The sequence below is a fragment of the Nocardioides marinisabuli genome (genome assembly GCF_013466785.1).
Classification (GTDB): Bacteria; Actinomycetota; Actinomycetes; order Propionibacteriales; family Nocardioidaceae; genus Nocardioides; species Nocardioides marinisabuli.
Genome location: NZ_CP059163.1, coordinates 2914493 through 2932015, shown reverse-complemented (window position 1 = coordinate 2932015; position 17523 = coordinate 2914493). Strand labels below are relative to the sequence as shown.

Annotated in this window: 16 protein-coding genes, 2 tRNA genes and 1 pseudogene; 4 read left to right on the top strand and 15 right to left on the bottom strand. The window is 73.6% G+C overall.

The window, feature by feature from the left end; genetic code table 11:
• Position 1 precedes the first annotated feature (1 nt).
• Positions 2–1504: an AlkA N-terminal domain-containing protein gene (locus H0S66_RS14025; protein ID WP_179615931.1), complete on the bottom strand. Its 1503-nt coding sequence runs from the start codon at positions 1502–1504 to the stop codon at positions 2–4.
• Positions 1505–1617: 113 nt separating this feature from the next.
• Between H0S66_RS14025 and H0S66_RS21075 the strand changes: the two genes are divergently transcribed.
• Positions 1618–2853, top strand: coding sequence for an LCP family protein (locus tag H0S66_RS21075; protein WP_179615930.1), 1236 nt, complete (start codon positions 1618–1620; stop codon positions 2851–2853).
• Positions 2854–2923: 70 nt separating this feature from the next.
• Here H0S66_RS21075 and H0S66_RS20580 read toward each other — a convergent pair.
• From H0S66_RS20580 to H0S66_RS13955, 14 genes and pseudogenes are all read right to left on the bottom strand, one after another.
• A pseudogene (locus H0S66_RS20580) lies at positions 2924–3616 on the bottom strand (phosphatase PAP2 family protein); the annotation flags it as partial.
• Positions 3616–4101, bottom strand: a complete 486-nt coding sequence (locus H0S66_RS14015; RefSeq protein ID WP_179615929.1) for a glycosyl-4,4'-diaponeurosporenoate acyltransferase CrtO family protein — start codon at positions 4099–4101, stop codon at positions 3616–3618. The pseudogene H0S66_RS20580 and the gene H0S66_RS14015, both read right to left, overlap by 1 nt.
• Positions 4101–5255, bottom strand: a complete 1155-nt coding sequence (locus H0S66_RS14010) for a glycosyltransferase (protein ID WP_179615928.1) — start codon at positions 5253–5255, stop codon at positions 4101–4103. The genes H0S66_RS14015 and H0S66_RS14010 overlap by 1 nt, the downstream gene beginning before the upstream one ends.
• Entirely contained in the window at positions 5252–6628 is a 1377-nt protein-coding gene (locus H0S66_RS14005; protein ID WP_179615927.1) for a cytochrome P450, read from the bottom strand. The genes H0S66_RS14010 and H0S66_RS14005 overlap by 4 nt, the downstream gene beginning before the upstream one ends.
• Complete coding sequence (locus H0S66_RS14000) at positions 6625–6963, bottom strand: lycopene cyclase domain-containing protein (RefSeq protein WP_179615926.1); 339 nt, start codon at positions 6961–6963, stop codon at positions 6625–6627. Before H0S66_RS14000 ends, H0S66_RS14005 begins: the two co-directional genes overlap by 4 nt.
• Complete coding sequence (locus H0S66_RS13995) at positions 6960–7304, bottom strand: lycopene cyclase domain-containing protein (RefSeq protein WP_218876330.1); 345 nt, start codon at positions 7302–7304, stop codon at positions 6960–6962. The genes H0S66_RS14000 and H0S66_RS13995 overlap by 4 nt, the downstream gene beginning before the upstream one ends.
• Positions 7301–8848, bottom strand: a complete 1548-nt coding sequence (crtI, locus tag H0S66_RS13990; RefSeq protein WP_180923629.1) for a phytoene desaturase family protein — start codon at positions 8846–8848, stop codon at positions 7301–7303. Before crtI ends, H0S66_RS13995 begins: the two co-directional genes overlap by 4 nt.
• A gap of 55 nt (positions 8849–8903) precedes the next feature.
• Positions 8904–9800: a phytoene/squalene synthase family protein gene (locus tag H0S66_RS13985; protein ID WP_179615924.1), complete on the bottom strand. Its 897-nt coding sequence runs from the start codon at positions 9798–9800 to the stop codon at positions 8904–8906.
• A complete protein-coding gene (locus H0S66_RS13980) occupies positions 9797–10825 on the bottom strand; it encodes a polyprenyl synthetase family protein (protein ID WP_179615923.1) in 1029 nt (342 codons plus the stop codon). Before H0S66_RS13980 ends, H0S66_RS13985 begins: the two co-directional genes overlap by 4 nt.
• A 154-nt stretch (positions 10826–10979) precedes the next feature.
• Positions 10980–11055: transfer RNA gene (locus H0S66_RS13975), tRNA-Glu, on the bottom strand.
• Positions 11056–11181: 126 nt separating this feature from the next.
• Positions 11182–11253: transfer RNA gene (locus H0S66_RS13970), tRNA-Gln, on the bottom strand.
• Between the two features lie 52 nt (positions 11254–11305).
• The gene (locus H0S66_RS13965) at positions 11306–12268 is read right to left on the bottom strand and encodes a CPBP family intramembrane glutamic endopeptidase (RefSeq protein WP_179615922.1); all 963 of its coding nucleotides are present in this window, start codon (positions 12266–12268) and stop codon (positions 11306–11308) included.
• Between the two features lie 6 nt (positions 12269–12274).
• Positions 12275–13762 carry a glutamate--tRNA ligase gene (gene gltX / locus H0S66_RS13960; protein WP_179615921.1) on the bottom strand — a complete coding sequence of 496 codons (1488 nt, stop codon included), beginning with the start codon at positions 13760–13762 and terminating at the stop codon, positions 12275–12277.
• Positions 13759–14568: a fumarylacetoacetate hydrolase family protein gene (locus H0S66_RS13955; protein WP_179615920.1), complete on the bottom strand. Its 810-nt coding sequence runs from the start codon at positions 14566–14568 to the stop codon at positions 13759–13761. The genes gltX and H0S66_RS13955 overlap by 4 nt, the downstream gene beginning before the upstream one ends.
• A 32-nt stretch (positions 14569–14600) precedes the next feature.
• Here H0S66_RS13955 and H0S66_RS13950 point away from each other — a divergent pair, with 32 nt between their 5' ends.
• The 3 genes from H0S66_RS13950 to H0S66_RS13940 are packed head-to-tail and all read left to right on the top strand — an operon-like array spanning position 14601 to position 17518.
• Positions 14601–15518 (top strand): 3-methyladenine DNA glycosylase, encoded by a 918-nt coding sequence (locus tag H0S66_RS13950; RefSeq protein WP_179615919.1) that lies wholly within the window; start codon positions 14601–14603, stop codon positions 15516–15518.
• A 9-nt stretch (positions 15519–15527) separates the two neighbouring features.
• Positions 15528–16343 carry an alpha/beta fold hydrolase gene (locus H0S66_RS13945; RefSeq protein ID WP_179615918.1) on the top strand — a complete coding sequence of 272 codons (816 nt, stop codon included), beginning with the start codon at positions 15528–15530 and terminating at the stop codon, positions 16341–16343.
• Positions 16340–17518, top strand: a complete 1179-nt coding sequence (locus H0S66_RS13940) for a SpoIIE family protein phosphatase (RefSeq protein WP_179615917.1) — start codon at positions 16340–16342, stop codon at positions 17516–17518. The genes H0S66_RS13945 and H0S66_RS13940 overlap by 4 nt, the downstream gene beginning before the upstream one ends.
• Positions 17519–17523 lie beyond the last annotated feature (5 nt).

The following is a 17523-nucleotide window of genomic DNA, read 5'->3' as shown; positions in this document are numbered from 1 at the left end:
CTCAGTCGTCCTCCGGTCGGGGCGGGTCGGGCATCAGGGTCTGCCACAGGTGCATCAGGGCGTAGGAGCGCCACGGGCTCCACAGCGGTGCTCGGGCGATCTCGGCGGCCGGCTCGAGCCCCAGGCGCCTGAAGGCGGTCCGCACGCCCAGGTCGGTCGACAAGAAGACGTCGGGATGGCCCAGCGCGCGCATCGCGACGTAGTCGGCGGTCCAGGGGCCGATGCCGGGCAGGGCCAGCATCGCCGCGCGCACGGCGTCGCGCTCCGGACCGCGGTCGAGCGCCAGCTCGCCGGCGGCCAGCGCCGCGCTCAGCCCGACCAGGGCCCGGCCCCGCGCCCGCGGCATCGGCAGCGTCTCCGGGTCGACCTCCGCCAGGGTCGCCGCGTCGGGGAACAGGTGGGTCAGCCCCGGCTCGCCGGTCTCGACCGGTCGGCCGTGGGCGGCCACGACGCGCCCGCCGACCGTGCGGGCCCCGGTCACCGAGACCTGCTGGCCGATCACCGTGCGCACGGCCGTCTCGTCGCCGTCGACCTGGCCGGGCAGCCGCAGCCCCGGGGTGCGGCGCACCAGCGCCCCGAGGACCGGGTCGGTCCCGAGGTGCTCGGCGACCGGCAGCGGGTCGCAGTCGGCGTCGACCAGGCGGCGTACGCGCTCGACGGCCGCGGTGGTGTCGCGCAGGTCGGTGAGCCGGAAGTGGGCCCCGACCATCGCCACTCCCCCGGCCGGCACCTCGTCGAGCGCCGGGTCGAGGTCGACGCGCACCGTGCCGGGTCCGTGGGGCAGGTCGAGGGTGCGGGCGTACCACCCCGGTCCGGCGGTCTCGACCCCCGGGACCAGGTGGTAGGCCAGGAACCCGAGCAGCGCCTGGCCGGCGAAGGGGGTGCGCACCGCCAGCCGCAGCGAGATGCCGCCGGCGCTCGCCGTCGCCGCGCCCCGGCGTCCGCGCAGCTGGCTGGGGCTCAGCGCGTAGACCTCGCGGATCGTGTCGTTGAACTGCCGCACGCTGGCGAAGCCCGCCGCGAAGGCCACGTCGGCGAGCGGCAGGTCGGTGGTCTCGACGAGCACGCGGGCGGTCTGGGCGCGGCGGGCCCGGGCCAGCGCGAGCGGACCGGCGCCCAGCTCGGCGGTGAGCAGCCGGGTCAGGTGGCGCGGGCTGTAGCCGAGCCGGCGCGCCAGCCCGTCGACGCCCTCGCGGTCGACGACCCCGTCGGCGACCAGGCGCATGGCCCGCCCGGCGGCGCCGGCGGCCACGTCCCACTCGGGGCTGCCGGGCGTCGCGTCGGGCAGGCACCGCTTGCAGGCCCGGAAGCCGGCCCCCTGGGCCGCGGCGGCGCTGGGGTGGAAGGTCACGTTGCCGGCGGCCGGGGTGCGGGCCGGGCACGAGGGGCGGCAGTAGATGCCGGTCGTGCGCACCGCCGTCCAGAAGACCCCGTCGAAGCGACGGTCGCGGGCCTTGACCGCGGCGTAGCAGGACGCCGCGTCGAGTCCCTCCAGGCCGGTCATGGCCTCATCCTCCCCCACCGCCCCAGCCCTGACTGGCGGGAATCGGACGTCGCCCGCGGGGACCCCCGACCGGGGTGTCGCGCAGATCACCACGCGTCAGGGAGAATCATGAGGTGGACGACGACCAGAGCCCCAGCACCGAGCGGCCGGCACCGCGTCCCGGACGCCGCCGGCGGATCAGCCCGGAGCGGCGCTCCCGTCGCACCGTGTGGCGCGTCGTCCTGATCACCCAGCTGTGCCTGGCGCTGCTGACCGCAGGCACCGTCGCGGTGGCCTACGACCGCCTCGACTCCGGTCTCGACGTGCAGGACATCGAGGACCAGCTGATGGACCGGCCCGAGAAGAAGGAGGTCGAGGGGCCGCAGGAGCCGCTCAACATCCTGGTCCTCGGCACCGACGACCGCGGCTGCGAGGGCTGCGGCATCGACGGCGAGGCCGGTGGCGGCGGCTCCGACACGACCCTGCTGATCCACGTCTCGGCCGACCGCAAGGAGGCGTACGGCGTCTCCCTGCCGCGCGACGCCCTGGTCACCCGCCCCGACTGCATGGCCGAGGACGGCAGCACGATCCCCGGCGCCGAGCTGGCGATGTTCAACACCGCCTTCGCCGAGGGCGGGGCCGCCTGCACCGTGCAGACCCTCGAGCAGCTGACCGGGGTGCTCATCGACCACTACGTCACCGTCGACTTCAACGGCTTCGTCGACATGGTCGACGCCGTCGGCGGCGTGGAGGTCTGCCTGCCCAAGGAGGTCGCCGACCCCAAGACCAAGATCTACCTCGACGCCGGCACCCAGGTCCTCGACGGCGAGGACGCGCTCAAGTACGTGCGCGAGCGGTCGGTGCTCTCGGCCAACTCCGACATCGGCCGGATGAAGCGGCAGCAGGCCTTCATCGCCTCGATGGTCAACAAGGTCGTCTCCGCCGGCACCCTGACCCGACCCGACCGGGTCTACAGCTTCCTCAAGGCCGCCACCGGGTCGCTGACGCTCGACGCCGAGCTCGACAGCCTCGGCAGCCTGGCCGACCTGGCGCTGCAGTTCCGCCAGACCGGGCTCAGCGACATCAAGTTCATCAGCGTGCCCTTCGAGGCCTACGAGCCCGACCCCAACCGGCTGGTGTGGACCGACGAGGCCGACAAGCTCTGGACCCGCATCAAGCGCGACAAGCCGCTCAGCTCCACGCTCAAGGAGGGCTCGATCAACGCCGCGGACCCGGTGGGTGGGACAGCGACGCCGTCGGCCTCCCCGTCGGAGGCACCCGACGAGCCGAGCACCGGCGCGACGAAGGAGCCGCAGGCCCCCACCGAGGAAGAGCAGGCCGAGGCGCTGGCCAACGGCCTGTGCGCCTGAGCCGGGCCAGCACGACGCCGGCGCAGGCCGCCGCCGCCGCGGTGAGCCAGCCGGCCACGACGTCGACGACGTAGTGCTCGCCGGTGTAGACGAGGGTCAGCCCCATCACCAGCACGTAGCCCAGCGCCAGGGTGCGCCCGGCGGCGCCGAGCACCGGCCACAGGACCAGGGCCACGAGCATCGCGCTGCCCGCGTGCAGCGACGGCATCGCCGCGACCGGGTTGCTGCCCGACTGGCCCGAGACCGTCAGCACGCTGATCCAGTCGAGGTGCAGGTGCTCCCAGCCCAGGTGAGAGACCCGCTCGACCGGCCCGATCTCCCCGCGCTGCGAGGCCAGCCACGGAGGGGCGGCGGGTGAGACGACGTAGCCCGTCATCCCCACCACGGTGAAGACCAGCAACGACGCGAGCAGGGGCACGAACCGGTCCCGCAGCGCGAACCAGACGTACGCGGTCAGCAACGGGATAGCCACGAAGTGGGTGCTGTAGACCAGCGCCGCGGCGGCGTCGTACCAGTGCGTCGTCCCGTCGACGAGGTGCTGCTGCAGCCACACCGTGGGCACGCCGCCGAGCAGTGTCCGGTCGACCTGCGCCGGCCACGTCAGGGCCACCTCGAACCCGAGCCGGTTGGTCGCGTCGACGTCGGCGCCGAGCGGCGCGCTGACCCACCCCGCGACCGCGTAGGCGACCAGGATCAGGCTCAGCGGCGACCAGGCGATGAGCAGCTGGGCGACCGGCCCGTGCCGCGAGGCTCCCGCTGCCATCAGCGGCGCCGCCGCTCGATGACCGCCTGGGTCCGGAAGCGGTTGTAGCGCTGGATCAGGATGAAGGGCAGGTTGACGACCACGCCGTACGCCACGAGGAGGACGGCGGCCACGGGCGGGTTCCACAGCACGAACAGCGGCCCGCAGGCCATCGCCCACCAGTGGGCGAGCTCGGCGCGCCGGGTCTCCTGGACGAAGAGCTGCAGCCCCGCGACGTCGTACGACGGCAGCTGGCGCTTGCTGACCCCGCCCCGGAACAGGTCCCCGGCCTCGGGCACCCGGTCCTTCCACCGGTGGAGCCGCAGCCGTCGGCGGTACCACGTGCCGCGGGCCTCGAAGCGTCGCGCCCGCAGCAGCCACCCGTCCTCGGCCAGCCGCTCGGCGCCGAGGCGGTGGGCCGCGTAGCCCGTGGCGGCGTGCAGCACCCCCCAGGCCAGCACGTCGACGACGACGGTCACGGCCTCCGGCATCACCAGTCGCAGCATCAGCCCGCCTCCCGGACGCGGTCGCGCCCCCTGGTCCGCACCGGGCGCCCCCGCCAGGTCACCGAGCCGCGCACCAGCGTGGCCCCGACCGAGCGCGCGAAGACCGCGTCGAAGGCGAGCAGCGGCAGCGGGAACAGCGCCCAGGTCCACCAGCGGAAGGAGCCCAGGCGGGTCAGGAGCAGCCGCAGGTGCAGCGCGGTCACCACGTAGCCCACGACCCAGACCAGCGGGTGCCCGTGCGCGAGCGGCCCGACCGGGCTGCCCGACACGTCCAGCAGCGCCAGGAGCAGCCCCACGGCCACGGCGTGGTGGACGCACAGCCACAGCACCGCGGCCAGGGTCGGCCCCGGGGCGGCGGCCGACGCACCGGACGCCATGTTCTTGGTCCAGCCCGGGACCAGCTGCCGCCACCCTCCGGGGTAGCTGCGCATCCGGACCTCCTCGCCCCCGGCGGCGCAGTGCACGGGCAGGCCGCAGCGGTGGTAGGCGCGGGCCAGCTCCACGTCGTCGAGGACCTCGCCACGCACCGCGGCGTGCCCCCCGGCCCGCGCGTAGTCCTCGCGCGAGGTCAGCAGGCAGGGCCCGAAGGCCATCGGGCGGCTGCTCGCACCACGGCCGAACGCTCCGCTGGCCATCATCGACACCACGTTGAAGTAGGAGGAGAGCTGCTCGTGGCCACCTCCGACGGCGTGGAAGGGCTGCACGGAGACCAGTCCCCCGTGCCGCCCGTGCAGCTCCAGCAGGCCGGTGAGCGCCCCGGCGGCCAGCTCGGTGTCGGCGTCCAGGAGGAGCAGCAGGTCGCCCGACGTCGCGCCGACGCCCTGGTGGCAGGCCCAGGCCTTGCCGGTCCACCCGGGAGGAGGGGGCGAGGCGCTGACGAGGGTGGCGCCGCCCGTGGTGGCCACGGCCGCGGTCCGGTCGACGGACCCGTCGTCGACGACGACCACCTCGCCGACCGCGACGTCGAGCCGGGCCAGCGAGGCCAGCAGCGCGGGCAGGCTCGCCTCCTCGTCACGAGCCGGCACCACGACCGACACGCGGGAGGCCCCCGCGCCCCGGCCCGCACCGGGGCGCAGCACGCGCAGGTCGCGCAGCTGCCACCCGCCAGCCACCGTGCCGACCAGCAGCGCCAGGGCCAGGGCGAGGTCGCTCACCGCTCGCTCCCCACACCGGTGACCAGCAGCGGCATGCCCCCCTGGGGGTGCACGGCGACCTGGGCCTGCGCCACGGGTCGCGACCAGCCGGCAGGGACCTCGAGCCGGTGCTCGCGCAGCAGCCGGCTCAGGACCAGCACCATCTCCCCGAGCGCGAACTCGCGGCCGATGCACAGCCGCGGCCCCTGCCCGAAGGGCAGGTAGGCGGAGCGGGCGGCCGCGGGGTCGAGGAAGCGCTCGGGTCGGAAGGACAGCGGCGTCGGCCAGGACTCCCCCCGCCGGTGCAGGAGCCAGGGGCTGATGATGGCCAGCGTCCCGGCCGGGACCTCGCGACCACCGACGACGTCGGGGCCCAGCGAGCGTCGCGACAGGGCCCAGGCGGGCGGGAAGAGCCGCAGCGACTCGTCGACGACCGCGCGGGTCCACGGCAGCGTCTCGCGGTGGCCCAGCAGGGACACGGGGCCCGGGTGCGCGTCCAGCTCGGCGCGCAGGCGGTCCTGGGCGTCCTGGTGCTCGGCGAGCAGCATCAGCGTCCAGGACAGCGCCCCGGCCACCGTCTCGTGCCCGGCGATGACCATGGTGACCAGCTCGTCGCGCACGGCGGTGTCGTCGAGCCCGCTGTCGAGCAGGAGCCCCAGGAGGTCGTCGCCGTGATCGCCGCGCGGCGAGCGACGCCCTCGTCGCTCGGCGATGATCTCGCCGGTGATCGAGTCGAGGCGGCGCCGGGTGGCGCGCAGGCGGACGTTGGTCCGGGTGGGCAGCCACGGCGCCGTGGGCAGGATCGACCGGCCCAGCCGCACCACCAGCTCGGCCGCCCGGCTCGTCGCGTCGAGGAGGTGCTGCGCGTGGCCGGACAGGTCGGTGGAGAACAGGGCCCGCCCGACCGCGTCCAGGCCGATGCGGTGCGTCAGGGCGGCGACGTCCACGACCTCGGTGCCGGTGCCCCTCCCCAGCCGGGCGGTGACCGCCGCGTCGACGGCGGCCGCCACCTGCTCGCCCACCGCGAGCAGCCGCTCGTGGTGGAAGGCCGGTGCGGCGAGGCGTCGGTGCTCGATCCAGCTCGGCTCGGAGGACGCCAGCAGGCCGGGCCCGGTGACCCTGGCCAGCGCGGCGTACTGCACGGTCTGCTTGCCCCAGCCGCGCGCGGCGGTCTGCAGGACGTGGCGCGCGTCGGCGGGGTCGTTGAGCAGCAGCGCCGGTGGCCCGGGCACGGGGAAGGAGACCAGGTCGCCGTAGCGGTCGGCGACGTCGACCAGGAAGGACAGCGGGTCGGCGCGCACCGAGCGGAACGCCCGGGCCATGTCGAGGGACGTCGGGCCAGGCACCCCGATGTCGGTCGGCTGGAGCGCCTGGAGGCGCTCGGAGACGCTCATGGCTGCCCCGTCCCGTCGCGGTGCCGCCCGAACCAGGTCCACGCCACGCAGGAGGTCAGGACCAGGGCGAAGCCGAAGGCGAGGTCCTCGGCGGGGGCGAAGAACAGCCGGCCGTCGCCGAGGACGGTGATCTGCTCGGAGCCGATGATGCTCTCGCCGTCGTAGCGGACGATGCCGCGCCCGGTCAGCCACCCGTTGGTGAGCAGCTGGAAGAAGACGATGATGGCGTAGGCCGTCCACCAGACGGAGGTGCTGGTCAACCGGGTGCCCACGACCCAGCGGTCCACCACCAGGGCTGCCACGACGCCCAGCACTGCCAGTGCGGTGTAGGTCACCGGGCCTCCTCGCGTCGACGTGCGAGCACCCGGGGCCGCGCCGCACGCACCCCCTCGAGCGTCAGGACCGAGACGAGCGGGATGACCACGAAGAAGGCGATCTCCTCGAGGGGCAGGCCGGCGACGCGCCAGGGCAGGGTCTGCTCGTCGTCGAAGTGCCAGTGCCCCGCCGCCGTGGCACCGAGGTCCCAGAGCAGGAACGGCGTCCCCGCCGCCAGCACGGTCAGGGCCAGCCGCCGGGGCTGGCGCAGCACGTCGAGCCGGAAGGCCGGCACGAGCCACAGGGTGCCGACGAGGCAGAAGACGAGCATGGCGACGTACGACAGCTGCAGCAGGCTCATGGCGCCACCGGTCCCGCTGACCGGTCCCCGGACAGCCGCTTGAGCACCAGCTCGGCGCTGATCAGGCACATCGGCAGCCCCACCCCCGGCACGGTGCTCGCCCCGGCGTAGAACAGGCCCTCCACCTTGGAGGACACGTTGCCGGGGCGGAAGAAGGCGCTCTGGCGCAGGGTGTGCTCGAGCCCGAGGGCCCCGCCGCGCCAGGAGTTGTAGCGCTGCTCGAAGTCGGCGGGCCCGACGGTGTGCCGCACCCGGATCCGTCGGCGCAGGTCGGGGACCTTCGCCCAGCCGGCCACCTGGTCGATGGCGGCATCCACCGCGCGCTCGACGGTCTCGGAGCCCGCGCCGTCGTCACCGCCCGCACCGATGCTGGTGTCGGCCGGCACCGGCACCAGGACGAAGAGGTTCTCGCACCCCTCCGGCGCCACCGTGGGGTCGGTCGCCGAGGGCTTGCAGACGTACGTCGAGGCCGGGTCGGGGACGCGGGCCTGCGCGCCGAAGATGTCGCCGAAGTTCTGCTCCCAGTCGGAGGTGAAGAACAGGGAGTGGTGCGACAGCTCGGGCAACGCGCCCTCGACGCCGAGCATCGCCAGCACCGCACCGGGCCCCGGGGAGCGTCGGCGCCACGCGGTCTCGGGGTGGGACTGCAGCGCGGCCGGCAGCAGCTGCGTCTCGAGGTGGTGCAGGTCCGCGGCACCGACGACCACGTCGGCCTCGATCGTGCCCGTCCCACCGGTGGGGCTCGCGTGCTCCACCCCGCGCACCGACGCCCGGGCACCGCGGGAGGCGGGGCCCGTCAGGATCCTGGTGACGCTCGTGGCGGTGTGCAGCCGGGCCCCGTGGCGCCGGGCCAGGTCGGCGACCACCTCGATGAGCCGGGTGAACCCGCCCTGCGGGTAGAGGACCCGGTCGCCGAGGTCGAGGCTGCTCATCAGGTGGTACATGCTCGGGGCCCGGCTCGGCGAGGAACCCAGGAACACCGCCGGGTAGCCGAGCACCTGGCGCAGGCGGTCGTCCTGGAACCGGCTGGCGACATGGCTGCCCAGCGAGCGGGTGAGCAGCTGGCCCAGCCGCGGTGTCCGGCGCAGCACGTCGGAGCGCAGGAACGAGGCGGAGGAGTCGAAGTTGCTGTAGAGGAACCGCCGCAGCGCGATGTCGTAGGTCTCCTGCGCGGAGGAGAGGTAGTCGTCGAAGCGCTGGCCGGCCCCCGGCTCGACCTCCTCGAAGACGGCCCGGTTGTGCGCCCGGTCGGGGCGGATGTCGAGGGGGCGCTCGTGGCCCTCGAAGAAGACCCGGTAGCTGGGGTCGAGCACGGTCAGGTCGAGCTCGGCCGCGGCCGAGGTGCCGAGCAGGGCGAAGAAGTGCTCGAAGACCTCGGGCATCAGGTACCAGGACGCACCGGTGTCGAAGCGGAAGCCGTCCCTCTCGATGCTGCCGACCCGGCCGCCCAGCTCCTCGTTCTTCTCCAGCAGGTCGACGCTGTGTCCGTGCGCGGCGAGCAGCGCCGCGGTCGCGAGGCCGGCGATGCCACCGCCCACCACCACGACGCGGCGCGAGCCGGACGCGGACGGGGGCCGCGGCGCTGGGGCAGCAGGGAGGTCATGCGTCGCTCCTCAGCAGGACACCGGCCAGCAGCCGGAGCTTGACCGGGTCGGGGACCCGGACCCGGGTCCGGCGGATGTCGGGCGCGGGGGTCTCCCGCAGGCGGGCGCCGAGCTCGGCGAAGGTCGCGTGCGCGGCCGCCACGGCGCGGCGGCTGCTGCTCGGCAGGGCCGGGATGACCGCGGCCGCCGCCACCAGGTCGGCGTCGATGTCGTCGAGGATCCGGTCGCGGTCGCCGTCGCAGAAGCGCTCGACGTCCAGACCGGGGAAGTAGGCGCGCCCGAGCTGGTCGTGGTCCTCGGCGAGGTCGCGCAGAAAGTTGAGCTTCTGGAACGCCGCACCCAGCCGTCGGGCGCCCGGCGCGAGCCGGTCGTACTCACGCTCGCGGGCCGCGCCGTCGCCGGCCAGGAAGACCCGCAGGCACATCAGGCCGATCACCTCCGCCGAGCCGTAGACGTAGCGCTCGAAGCTGGCAGGGGTGTGCTCGGTGGTCTCCAGGTCCGTCCCCATCGAGGCGAAGAACGGGTCGACCAGGTCCTCGCCGATGCCGCAGCCCCGCGCGGTGCGCGCGAAGGCGTGCACGACGAGGTTGGCGCTGTAGCCGTGCTCCAGGGCGTGCCGCACGTCGTCGTGCAGCCAGGCGAGCATGGTCCGTCGGGGGCCCACCCCGAGACCGGGATCGGTGTTGTCGACGATCTCGTCGGCGACCCGCACCAGGGCGTAGACGTTGCGCACCTGCGTGCGCACCGGCTCCCCCAGCAGGCGCGAGGACAGCCCGAACGAGCTCGAGAAGGCCCGGATCACCCCGGCCGCGCTGTCCTCCGAGAGGGAGTCGTAGAGGGTGGTCGCCTCACGGCTGGGGCCGTGGGGGCCGTGGGGGCTGCGGGTCCTCACGCGGCGGCCTCGTCGAGGCCGAACGAGGTGAGGAGCGGGCCCAGCACGTCGACGGGCAGGTCCAGCTCCTCGACGGTGCGCACGGCCGAGGCGTGGTGCCGGGCCGCGAGAGCCTCGACGAAGGCCCGCGACCCGGAGGCGGTGAGCAGCGCCCGGGCCTCGGCGAGGTCGTCGGCGGCGAGGTCGCGACCGACGTAGGGCTCGAGGCGGGCCCACTGCGACGTGGAGCGGGCGTGGACCAGGAGGGGTGTCTGCTTGGCGTCGCGCAGGTCGCTGGTGGTGCTCTTGCCCGTGCGGGCCGGGTCCCCGAAGACGCCGAGCAGGTCGTCGACCAGCTGGAACCCGATGCCGAGCACCCGGCCGGCCTCCCCCAGCCGCTCGACCGTGTCCTCGTCGGCGTCCGCCAGCACGGCGCCGGCCTGGAGGGGCAGCGCGAAGGAGTAGGCGCTCGTCTTGCGCTCGGCCGCGCCCAGGCTCTCCGCCATCGACGCCGCCCCCAGGCCCAGGGAGAGGGTCACGTCGGCGAGCTCGCCGGCGGCCGTGGTGTGCAGGGCCGCGTCGAGGAGGTCCAGGAGCCGTTCGGTGACGTCGCGCGGGGCCCCGCACGTGGCCACGGCGCGGACGGCGGTGGCCAGCGCCAGGTCGCCGGCCAGGATGCCGGCGGCGAGGGCGAGCGCGTCGGCTCCCCCCGCGTCCGCACCGGCCTCCCGCGCCCCGGCGCGGAACGTGCCGCTCACGTTGAGCCGGCCGCGTCGTACGTCGTCCCCGTCGATCACGTCGTCGTGGACCACCAGCGCGGTGTGGAGCAGCTCGATCGCGGCGCCGGTCGCGGCCGCCGCCTCCTGGCGGGTCCCGCCGAGGGCGTCGTGGGCGGCGACGACCAGCGCAGGTCGGAACCGCTTGCCGCCCTCGGCACTACGGGCCAGGGCGTCCCAGAGCCGCACCTGGTCGGGGCCCAGCCTCCTCGCTCGGGCGCGGCCCTCGTCGAGCAGGTGGCGCACGGCCTGGTCGGTGGTCGTTGCCATCACTTGCCCTCCGGTGTGCCTGACACGTGTCAGGGAGACCGTACGGAAGCAGGGGGACCAGCAGGTCACCCCTGGGGGCATCCGCGGACCACGTCGCCCGGAAGACGCAGCAGGCCCCAGCCGGAGGGCTGGGGCCTGCTGTCGGGTCCTGCTCTGGTACCCCCGACCGGATTCGAACCGGCGCTACCGCCTTGAGAGGGCGGCGTGCTAGGCCGCTACACAACGGGGGCGTGGCAGTCGGATCGGCCTTGCGGCCTCTCCGGAGCAACCTGCGGAACTCTAGCCGGGGCTGGCTTTCCGCACAAAATCGCGGGGCTCCGAAGCTTCTCGGGGCACCGCGACAGAGTCGCTGCTCGCTGGGATACTAGGACTCGAACCTAGAATAACTGGACCAGAACCAGTCGTGTTGCCAATTACACCATATCCCACTGGGGGGTTCTTCAGGTCGCCTTGCGGCTTCCCTCAGGACCGGTGGAAACCTTACACGGGGGCCGGCCGAGGCGACAAAACGGCCACCTCGCCCGCCCTCGCGGCGGTCGCGATCCCGCGCCAGCGGGCCCATCCGACGACCACCCCGAGGTAGACCAGGCTCTGGGTCAGGGTCACCGGGAGGCTCCACCAGCTGCCGCCGGTCGGGTTGAGCGCGGTGGTCATGTCGCTGAAGGCCAGGGCGAGGCCGAAGGCCAGGAGGTTGTTGAGGACGTGCATCGCGATGCCCGCCTCCAGGCCGCCGGTGAGCACGACCAGCGTGCCGGCCACCAGCCCGAAGGCCAGCCGGTCGACGAAGATCGGCGGGTCCTGCACCCCGTGGAAGAGGGCGAAGACGACGGCCGGCACGACCACCGCCGTCACCACCGAGACCCGTGGCCAGCGGGAGAGCACGGCACCGAACGACTGGGTCAGGTAGCCGCGGAACGCGTACTCCTCCCCCGCGGCCTGCAACGGGGTCAGCAGCAGCACCACGAGCAGGAAGTCACGGGTGGTGCGGGTGAAGTCGTTGAGCCCCCCGTCCAGCGCGACGCTCTCCTGGGCGGGCACCAGCGCCGAGACGACCAGGGTCGCGAGCAGGGCGATGAACGAGAGCCCGAAGCAGGTCAGCATCCAGCCCCAGCGCAGGCGTCGGGCCACCGACGACAGCCAGCCCGGTGAGACCCCGTGCACCACCCACACGACGCCCAGGGCCACCGGGATGGTCACCGCCCAGCCGAGGTTGACCAGCGCCAGGAACGACGGCATCACCTCGCCCTCGCCGCTGACCCGGTCGAAGGCCGCGCCGACCTCGAGCCCCCCGAGGGCCAGCCAGAGCGTCAGGACGAGCGCGATCAGCAGCTGCAGGACGATGAACAGCACGCCCAGCACCGCCACCCCGAAGAGCATCCACCACCCCCGCCGCGGGGCAGCACTCAGCAGGCGGTGGTAGGGCAGGCGCTCCTCGGGGTGCATGGCGGGTCAGGCGAGCGCGCCGCGCAGCCGCGAGAGCGACCGCTCGCGGCCCAGCAGCTCCATCGACTCGAAGAGCGGCGGGCTGACCCGGCGTCCGGAGATCGCGACCCGCACCGGCCCGAAGGCGTTGCGGGGCTTGAGCCCCATCTCGTCGACCAGGCGGGCCTGCAGGGCGTCCTGGATGGCAGCCGTCGACCACTGCTCGAGCCCCTCGACGGCCTCGAGCGCCGCGCGTACGACGCCCAGGCCGTCGTCGGTCAGCAGCTTGGCGGCGTCGTCGGGGTCGATCGTGAAGTCGGCCTCGTCGACGAAGAGGAAGCCGAGCATGGCGGGCGCCTCGGTGAGCTTGTTGATGCGCTCGGCGACCAGCGGCATCGCCAGCTCGAGCATCTGGGCGTCGGCGTCGGAGACCGGGTCGGAGACGACGCCGGCGTCCTTGAGGAACGGCAGCACCCGGTGGGTGATCTCCTCCACCGGGAGACGGCGCATCTGCGAGGTGTTGATCGCGTCGGCCTTCTTGAGGTCGAAGCGGGCCGGGTTGGGGTTGACGTCCTTGATGTCGAACGCCTCGACCATCTCCTCGAGGCTGAAGACGTCGCGGTCGGCCGCGATCGCCCAGCCCAGCAGGGCCAGGTAGTTCATCAGGCCCTCGGGGATGAAGCCCTGGTCGCGGTAGGCCAGCGCGTGCGCCTGCGGGTCGCGCTTGGAGAGCTTCTTGTTGCCCTCGCCCATCACGTAGGGCAGGTGGCCGTAGGCGGGGGTCACCTCGGCCACGCCGATCGCCTTCAGCGCCTCGAACAGCGCGATCTGGCGCGGGGTCGAGGAGAGCAGGTCCTCGCCGCGCAGCACGTGGCTGATGTGCATGGTGGCGTCGTCGACCGGCGCGGTGAGGGTGTAGAGCGGGTCGCCGTTGGCGCGGCACAGCGCGAAGTCGGGCACGTGGGTGGTGTCGAAGGTGACCTCGCCGCGCACCAGGTCGTCCCAGGTGATCGAGCCCTCGGGCATCCGGAACCGCACGAGCGGGGCCCGCCCCTCGGCCACGAACGCGGCGCGCTGCTCCTCGGAGAGGTCGCGGCAGAAGCCGTCGTAGCCCATCACCTTCGAGCCCGAGGCCTTGCGGCGCGCGTCGACCTCCTCGTTGGTGCAGAAGCACTCGTAGGTGTGCGACGACGAGGCCAGCTTCGCGAGCACGTCGCGGTAGAGGTCGCCACGCTCGGACTGGCGGTAGGGGCCGTAGGGGCCGCCCTTCTCGACGCCCTCGTCCCAGTCGAGGCCGATCCAGCGGAACAGGTCGAGGATCGCCTGGTAGGACTCCTCGGTCGAGCGCTCCTTGTCGGTGTCCTCGATGCGCAGGACGAACGTGGCGTCCTGGCCCTGGAGCGCGGCGTGGCGCGCGAAGGCGAAGTTGAACAGCGCCGTGCGGACCAGGCCCACGTGGGGCGAGCCGGTCGGGGACGGGGCCATGCGGACGCGGACGGGAGCGGGGGTGCTCATCGGGTTGCCACCTTGTTCGTGAGGGTGCCGAGGCCGTCGATCGAGATCTCGACCTCGTCACCGACCTCCATCGGGCCGACACCCTCGGGGGTGCCGGTGAGGATGACGTCGCCAGGGAGCAGCGTCATGATGCTGGAGACGTGCGCGACCAGCGCGGGGATGTCGACGACCATGTCGGCCGTCGAGCCGTCCTGCACGACCTCGCCGTTGAGGAAGGTCTGGATGCGCACCCCGTCCTTGAAGGTCTGGGGGTCGATGTCGGTCTCGATCCAGGGGCCGAGCGGGCAGAAGGAGTCGAAGCCCTTCGCCACGGTGAAGTGGCCCTGCCGGCTCTGGATGTCGCGGGCGGTCACGTCGTTGGCGATCGTGTAACCGTGGATCACGTCGGTGGCCCTCTCGACCGGCACGTCGCGGCAGATCCGCCCGATCACGACGGCCAGCTCGCCCTCGTAGCTCAGCTCCTGGGTCTGCGGCGGGTAGAAGACCGGGTCCCCGGGGCCGACCACGCTGGTGTTCGGCTTGAGGAACATCATCGGCTCGGCCGGCACCTCGTTGCCGAGCTCGGCGGCGTGGGCCGCGTAGTTGCGGGCGATGCCGACGACCTTGCTGCGGGGCAGCACCGGCGCCAGCAGCCGGACGTCGGGCAGCCGGAACTCCTGGTCGAGCAGCTTGACGCCGACGTACAACGGGTCGCCGGCCAGGGCCACGACCACGCTGTCCTCGCTCGGTTGCCCGAGCTCGTCGAGCTCGCCCGTGACCACGCCGTAGAGGGGGTCCTCGCCATTGGTGAATCTCGCGATGCGCACGCCCCGACCCTAGCGACCTACGGTTGGTGCCCGTGGAGGTGCTCGAGCGCGAGGAGTGGCAGGCGCGGGCCGCGTCACACGCGGCGCGCGTCGATGCCTGGGTGACCCCGCACCTGGAGCGTCGCGGGGCCCGGGTCAAGCACCCGGTGCACGACTTCCTGTTCACCTACTACTCCCAGCGCCCGGCCCAGCTGCGCCGCTGGCACCCCGGGCACGGCACCGGGCTCGCCGACGCACCCGAGTACGACGGCCTCAAGGGCTACGGCAGCGTCGACGGCGACGTCGACGGCGGGGCAGGGGTCCTCGGCGTGAGTGCCGAGCACGTCGCGCGGCAGCGCCCCCTGCTGGAGGCCACCCGGCGGCTGCTGCGCGCCACCGCCTCGCGCCCGGCCCAGCTCGGCTGCTTCGGGCTGCACGAGTGGGCGATGGTCTACCGCCTGGCCGACGACGAGACCCGGCACTCCGACTGGCCGCTGCGCCTGGGCCCGGAGGGCACCGACACGGTGGTGGAGTCGCACCGCATCGCCTGCAGCCACTTCGACGCGTTCCGGTTCTTCACCGAGCCCGCCCGCCCGCTCAACACCCTCTCCCCCGCCGTCGACGACCGGGCCGACTTCGAGCAGCCGGGCTGCCTGCACGCCGGGATGGACCTCTACAAGCACGCCTTCCGGCTCAGCCCGATGGTCTCCTCCGACCTGGTCGCCGACTGCTTCGAGCTGGCCCGCGAGATCCGGGTGCTCGACATGAGGGCGGCGCCGTACGACCTCAGCGGCCTCGAGGTCGACGGACGGCCCTTCACCCCGGTGCGCATCGAGACCGCGGAGGGCAAGCGCGAGTACGCCGCTGCGCAGGCCGACTTCGCCGAGCGCGCGGCCCCGCTGCGCGCGCGCCTGCTGGCCGCGTGCGAATACCTGGTACGGACCGCTGCGGACACCGGTGCGCACGGCTAGGCTCGCCCCATGAGTGCCTTGACTCGACACCACGTGTCGGTGACCGGGCGCCACGACGCGCCTCCCCTGGTGCTGGTGCACGGCTTCGGCTGCGACCAGCACATGTGGCGCTACGTGGCGCCGGCCTTCGAGGACTCCCACCGCGTCGTGCTGATGGACCTCATCGGCGCCGGGGGCGGCGACCTGTCCGGCTACGACAGCGAGCGGTACTCCGAGCTGGAGGGCTACGCCGCCGACATCACCGCGGTGGTGCGCGAGCTCGACCTGCACGGCGCGGTGCTCGTGGGCCACTCGGTCTCGGCGATGCTGGTGGCGATGACCCAGCTCGAGGAGCCCGAGCGCGTGGCGGGCCTGGTGATGGTGGCCCCCTCGCCCCGCTACATCGACGAGCCCGGCTACACCGGCGGGTTCGGGGAGGAGGACGTCGACGAGCTGCTCGACTCGCTGGCCGGCAACTACCTCGGCTGGTCCTCGGCGATGGCCCCGGCGATCATGGGCAACTCCGAGCGGCCCGAGCTGGGCGAGGAGCTCACCGAGAGCTTCTGCCGGATGGACCCCGCCGTGGCCCGCCGCTTCGCGACCGCCACCTTCCGCTCCGACAGCCGCGACCTGCTGCCGCGCATCGGCGTCCCGACGCTGGTGCTGCAGTGCACCGACGACGTCATCGCGCCTGTCGCGGTCGGCGAGTACGTCGCCGAGCAGGTGCCCGACGGACGGCTCGTGATGCTCGAGGCGACCGGCCACTGCCCCAACCTCAGCGCCCCGGAGGCCACGACCCGGGCGATCGCCTCGTTCCTCGACGACCTCGACGTCGTGCCGGCGTGAGCGACGACCATGCCCCCCGCTCGTCGTGGCCGCCGGCCCACGACGTGGCGGACACCTCGTTCGAGCAGGCCCCCTGCGGCTACCTGACCACCACGCCCGACGGGCGGATCGTGCACGCCAACTCGACCCTGGCCGAGTGGCTGGGCATCAGCACCGACGCGCTGGTCTCGATGTCGCTGGTCGACCTGCTCACGCCGGGCGGCCGGCTCTACCACGAGACCCACCTCTCCCCGCTCCTGCACATGCACGACGAGGTCAACGAGATCGCCGTCGACCTGCGCCGCCACGACGGCACCCGGATGCCGGTGCTGCTCAACGCCCGGATGACCCGCTACCCCGACGGGACGCCGAGCACCACCCGGATCGCGGTCCTGGTCGCCACCGAGCGGCGCCGCTACGAGCGTGAGCTGCTCAGCGCCAAGGAACGGGCCGAGACCTCCGAGGCGCGGGCGCGCACCCTGGCCCGCACCCTGCAGCAGACGCTGATCCCGCCCACGCCGCCGGCCGTGCCGGACCTCGACGTCGCGGCGGCGTACCGACCGGCCGGGGACGGCACCGAGGTCGGCGGCGACTTCTACGACGTCTTCAGCCTGGGCCAGGACGACTGGATGGTGGTGCTCGGCGACGTGCGCGGCAAGGGCCCCGAGGCCGCGGTGGTGACCGCCCTGGTGCGCTACACCGTGCGCGCGCTCGCCGTCGCGACCCGCCGGCCGTGCCTGCTGCTCGAGCAGGTCAACGAGACCCTGCTCCAGCACAGCAGCGACCGCTTCTGCACCGCGGTGCTGGTGCGGCTGCGGCGCCGCGAGGGCGGGTGGCGCGCGGAGATCGGCGTGGCCGGGCACCCCGCTCCCCTGCTGCTGCGCGCCGACGACCGCGCCCGCCAGATCGACCTGCTCGGCCCGCTCCTCGGGGTGATCGACGACGCCGTCTACACCGACCGCGAGATCTTCCTGGGCCCCGGCGACACCATGCTGCTCTACACCGACGGCGTGACCGAGGCCTCCGGCCCGTCGGGCTTCTTCGGTGACGAGCGGCTGCTGGACATGGTCGACTCCGGGCCGACGGGCTCGAGCGCGGAGGTGGTCGACAACGTGCTGAGCCAGGTGCTGGCCTTCCAGAACGGTGTGGCCCGCGACGACATCGCCCTTCTCGCCCTCGGGGTCCCGACGCACTAGGGTCC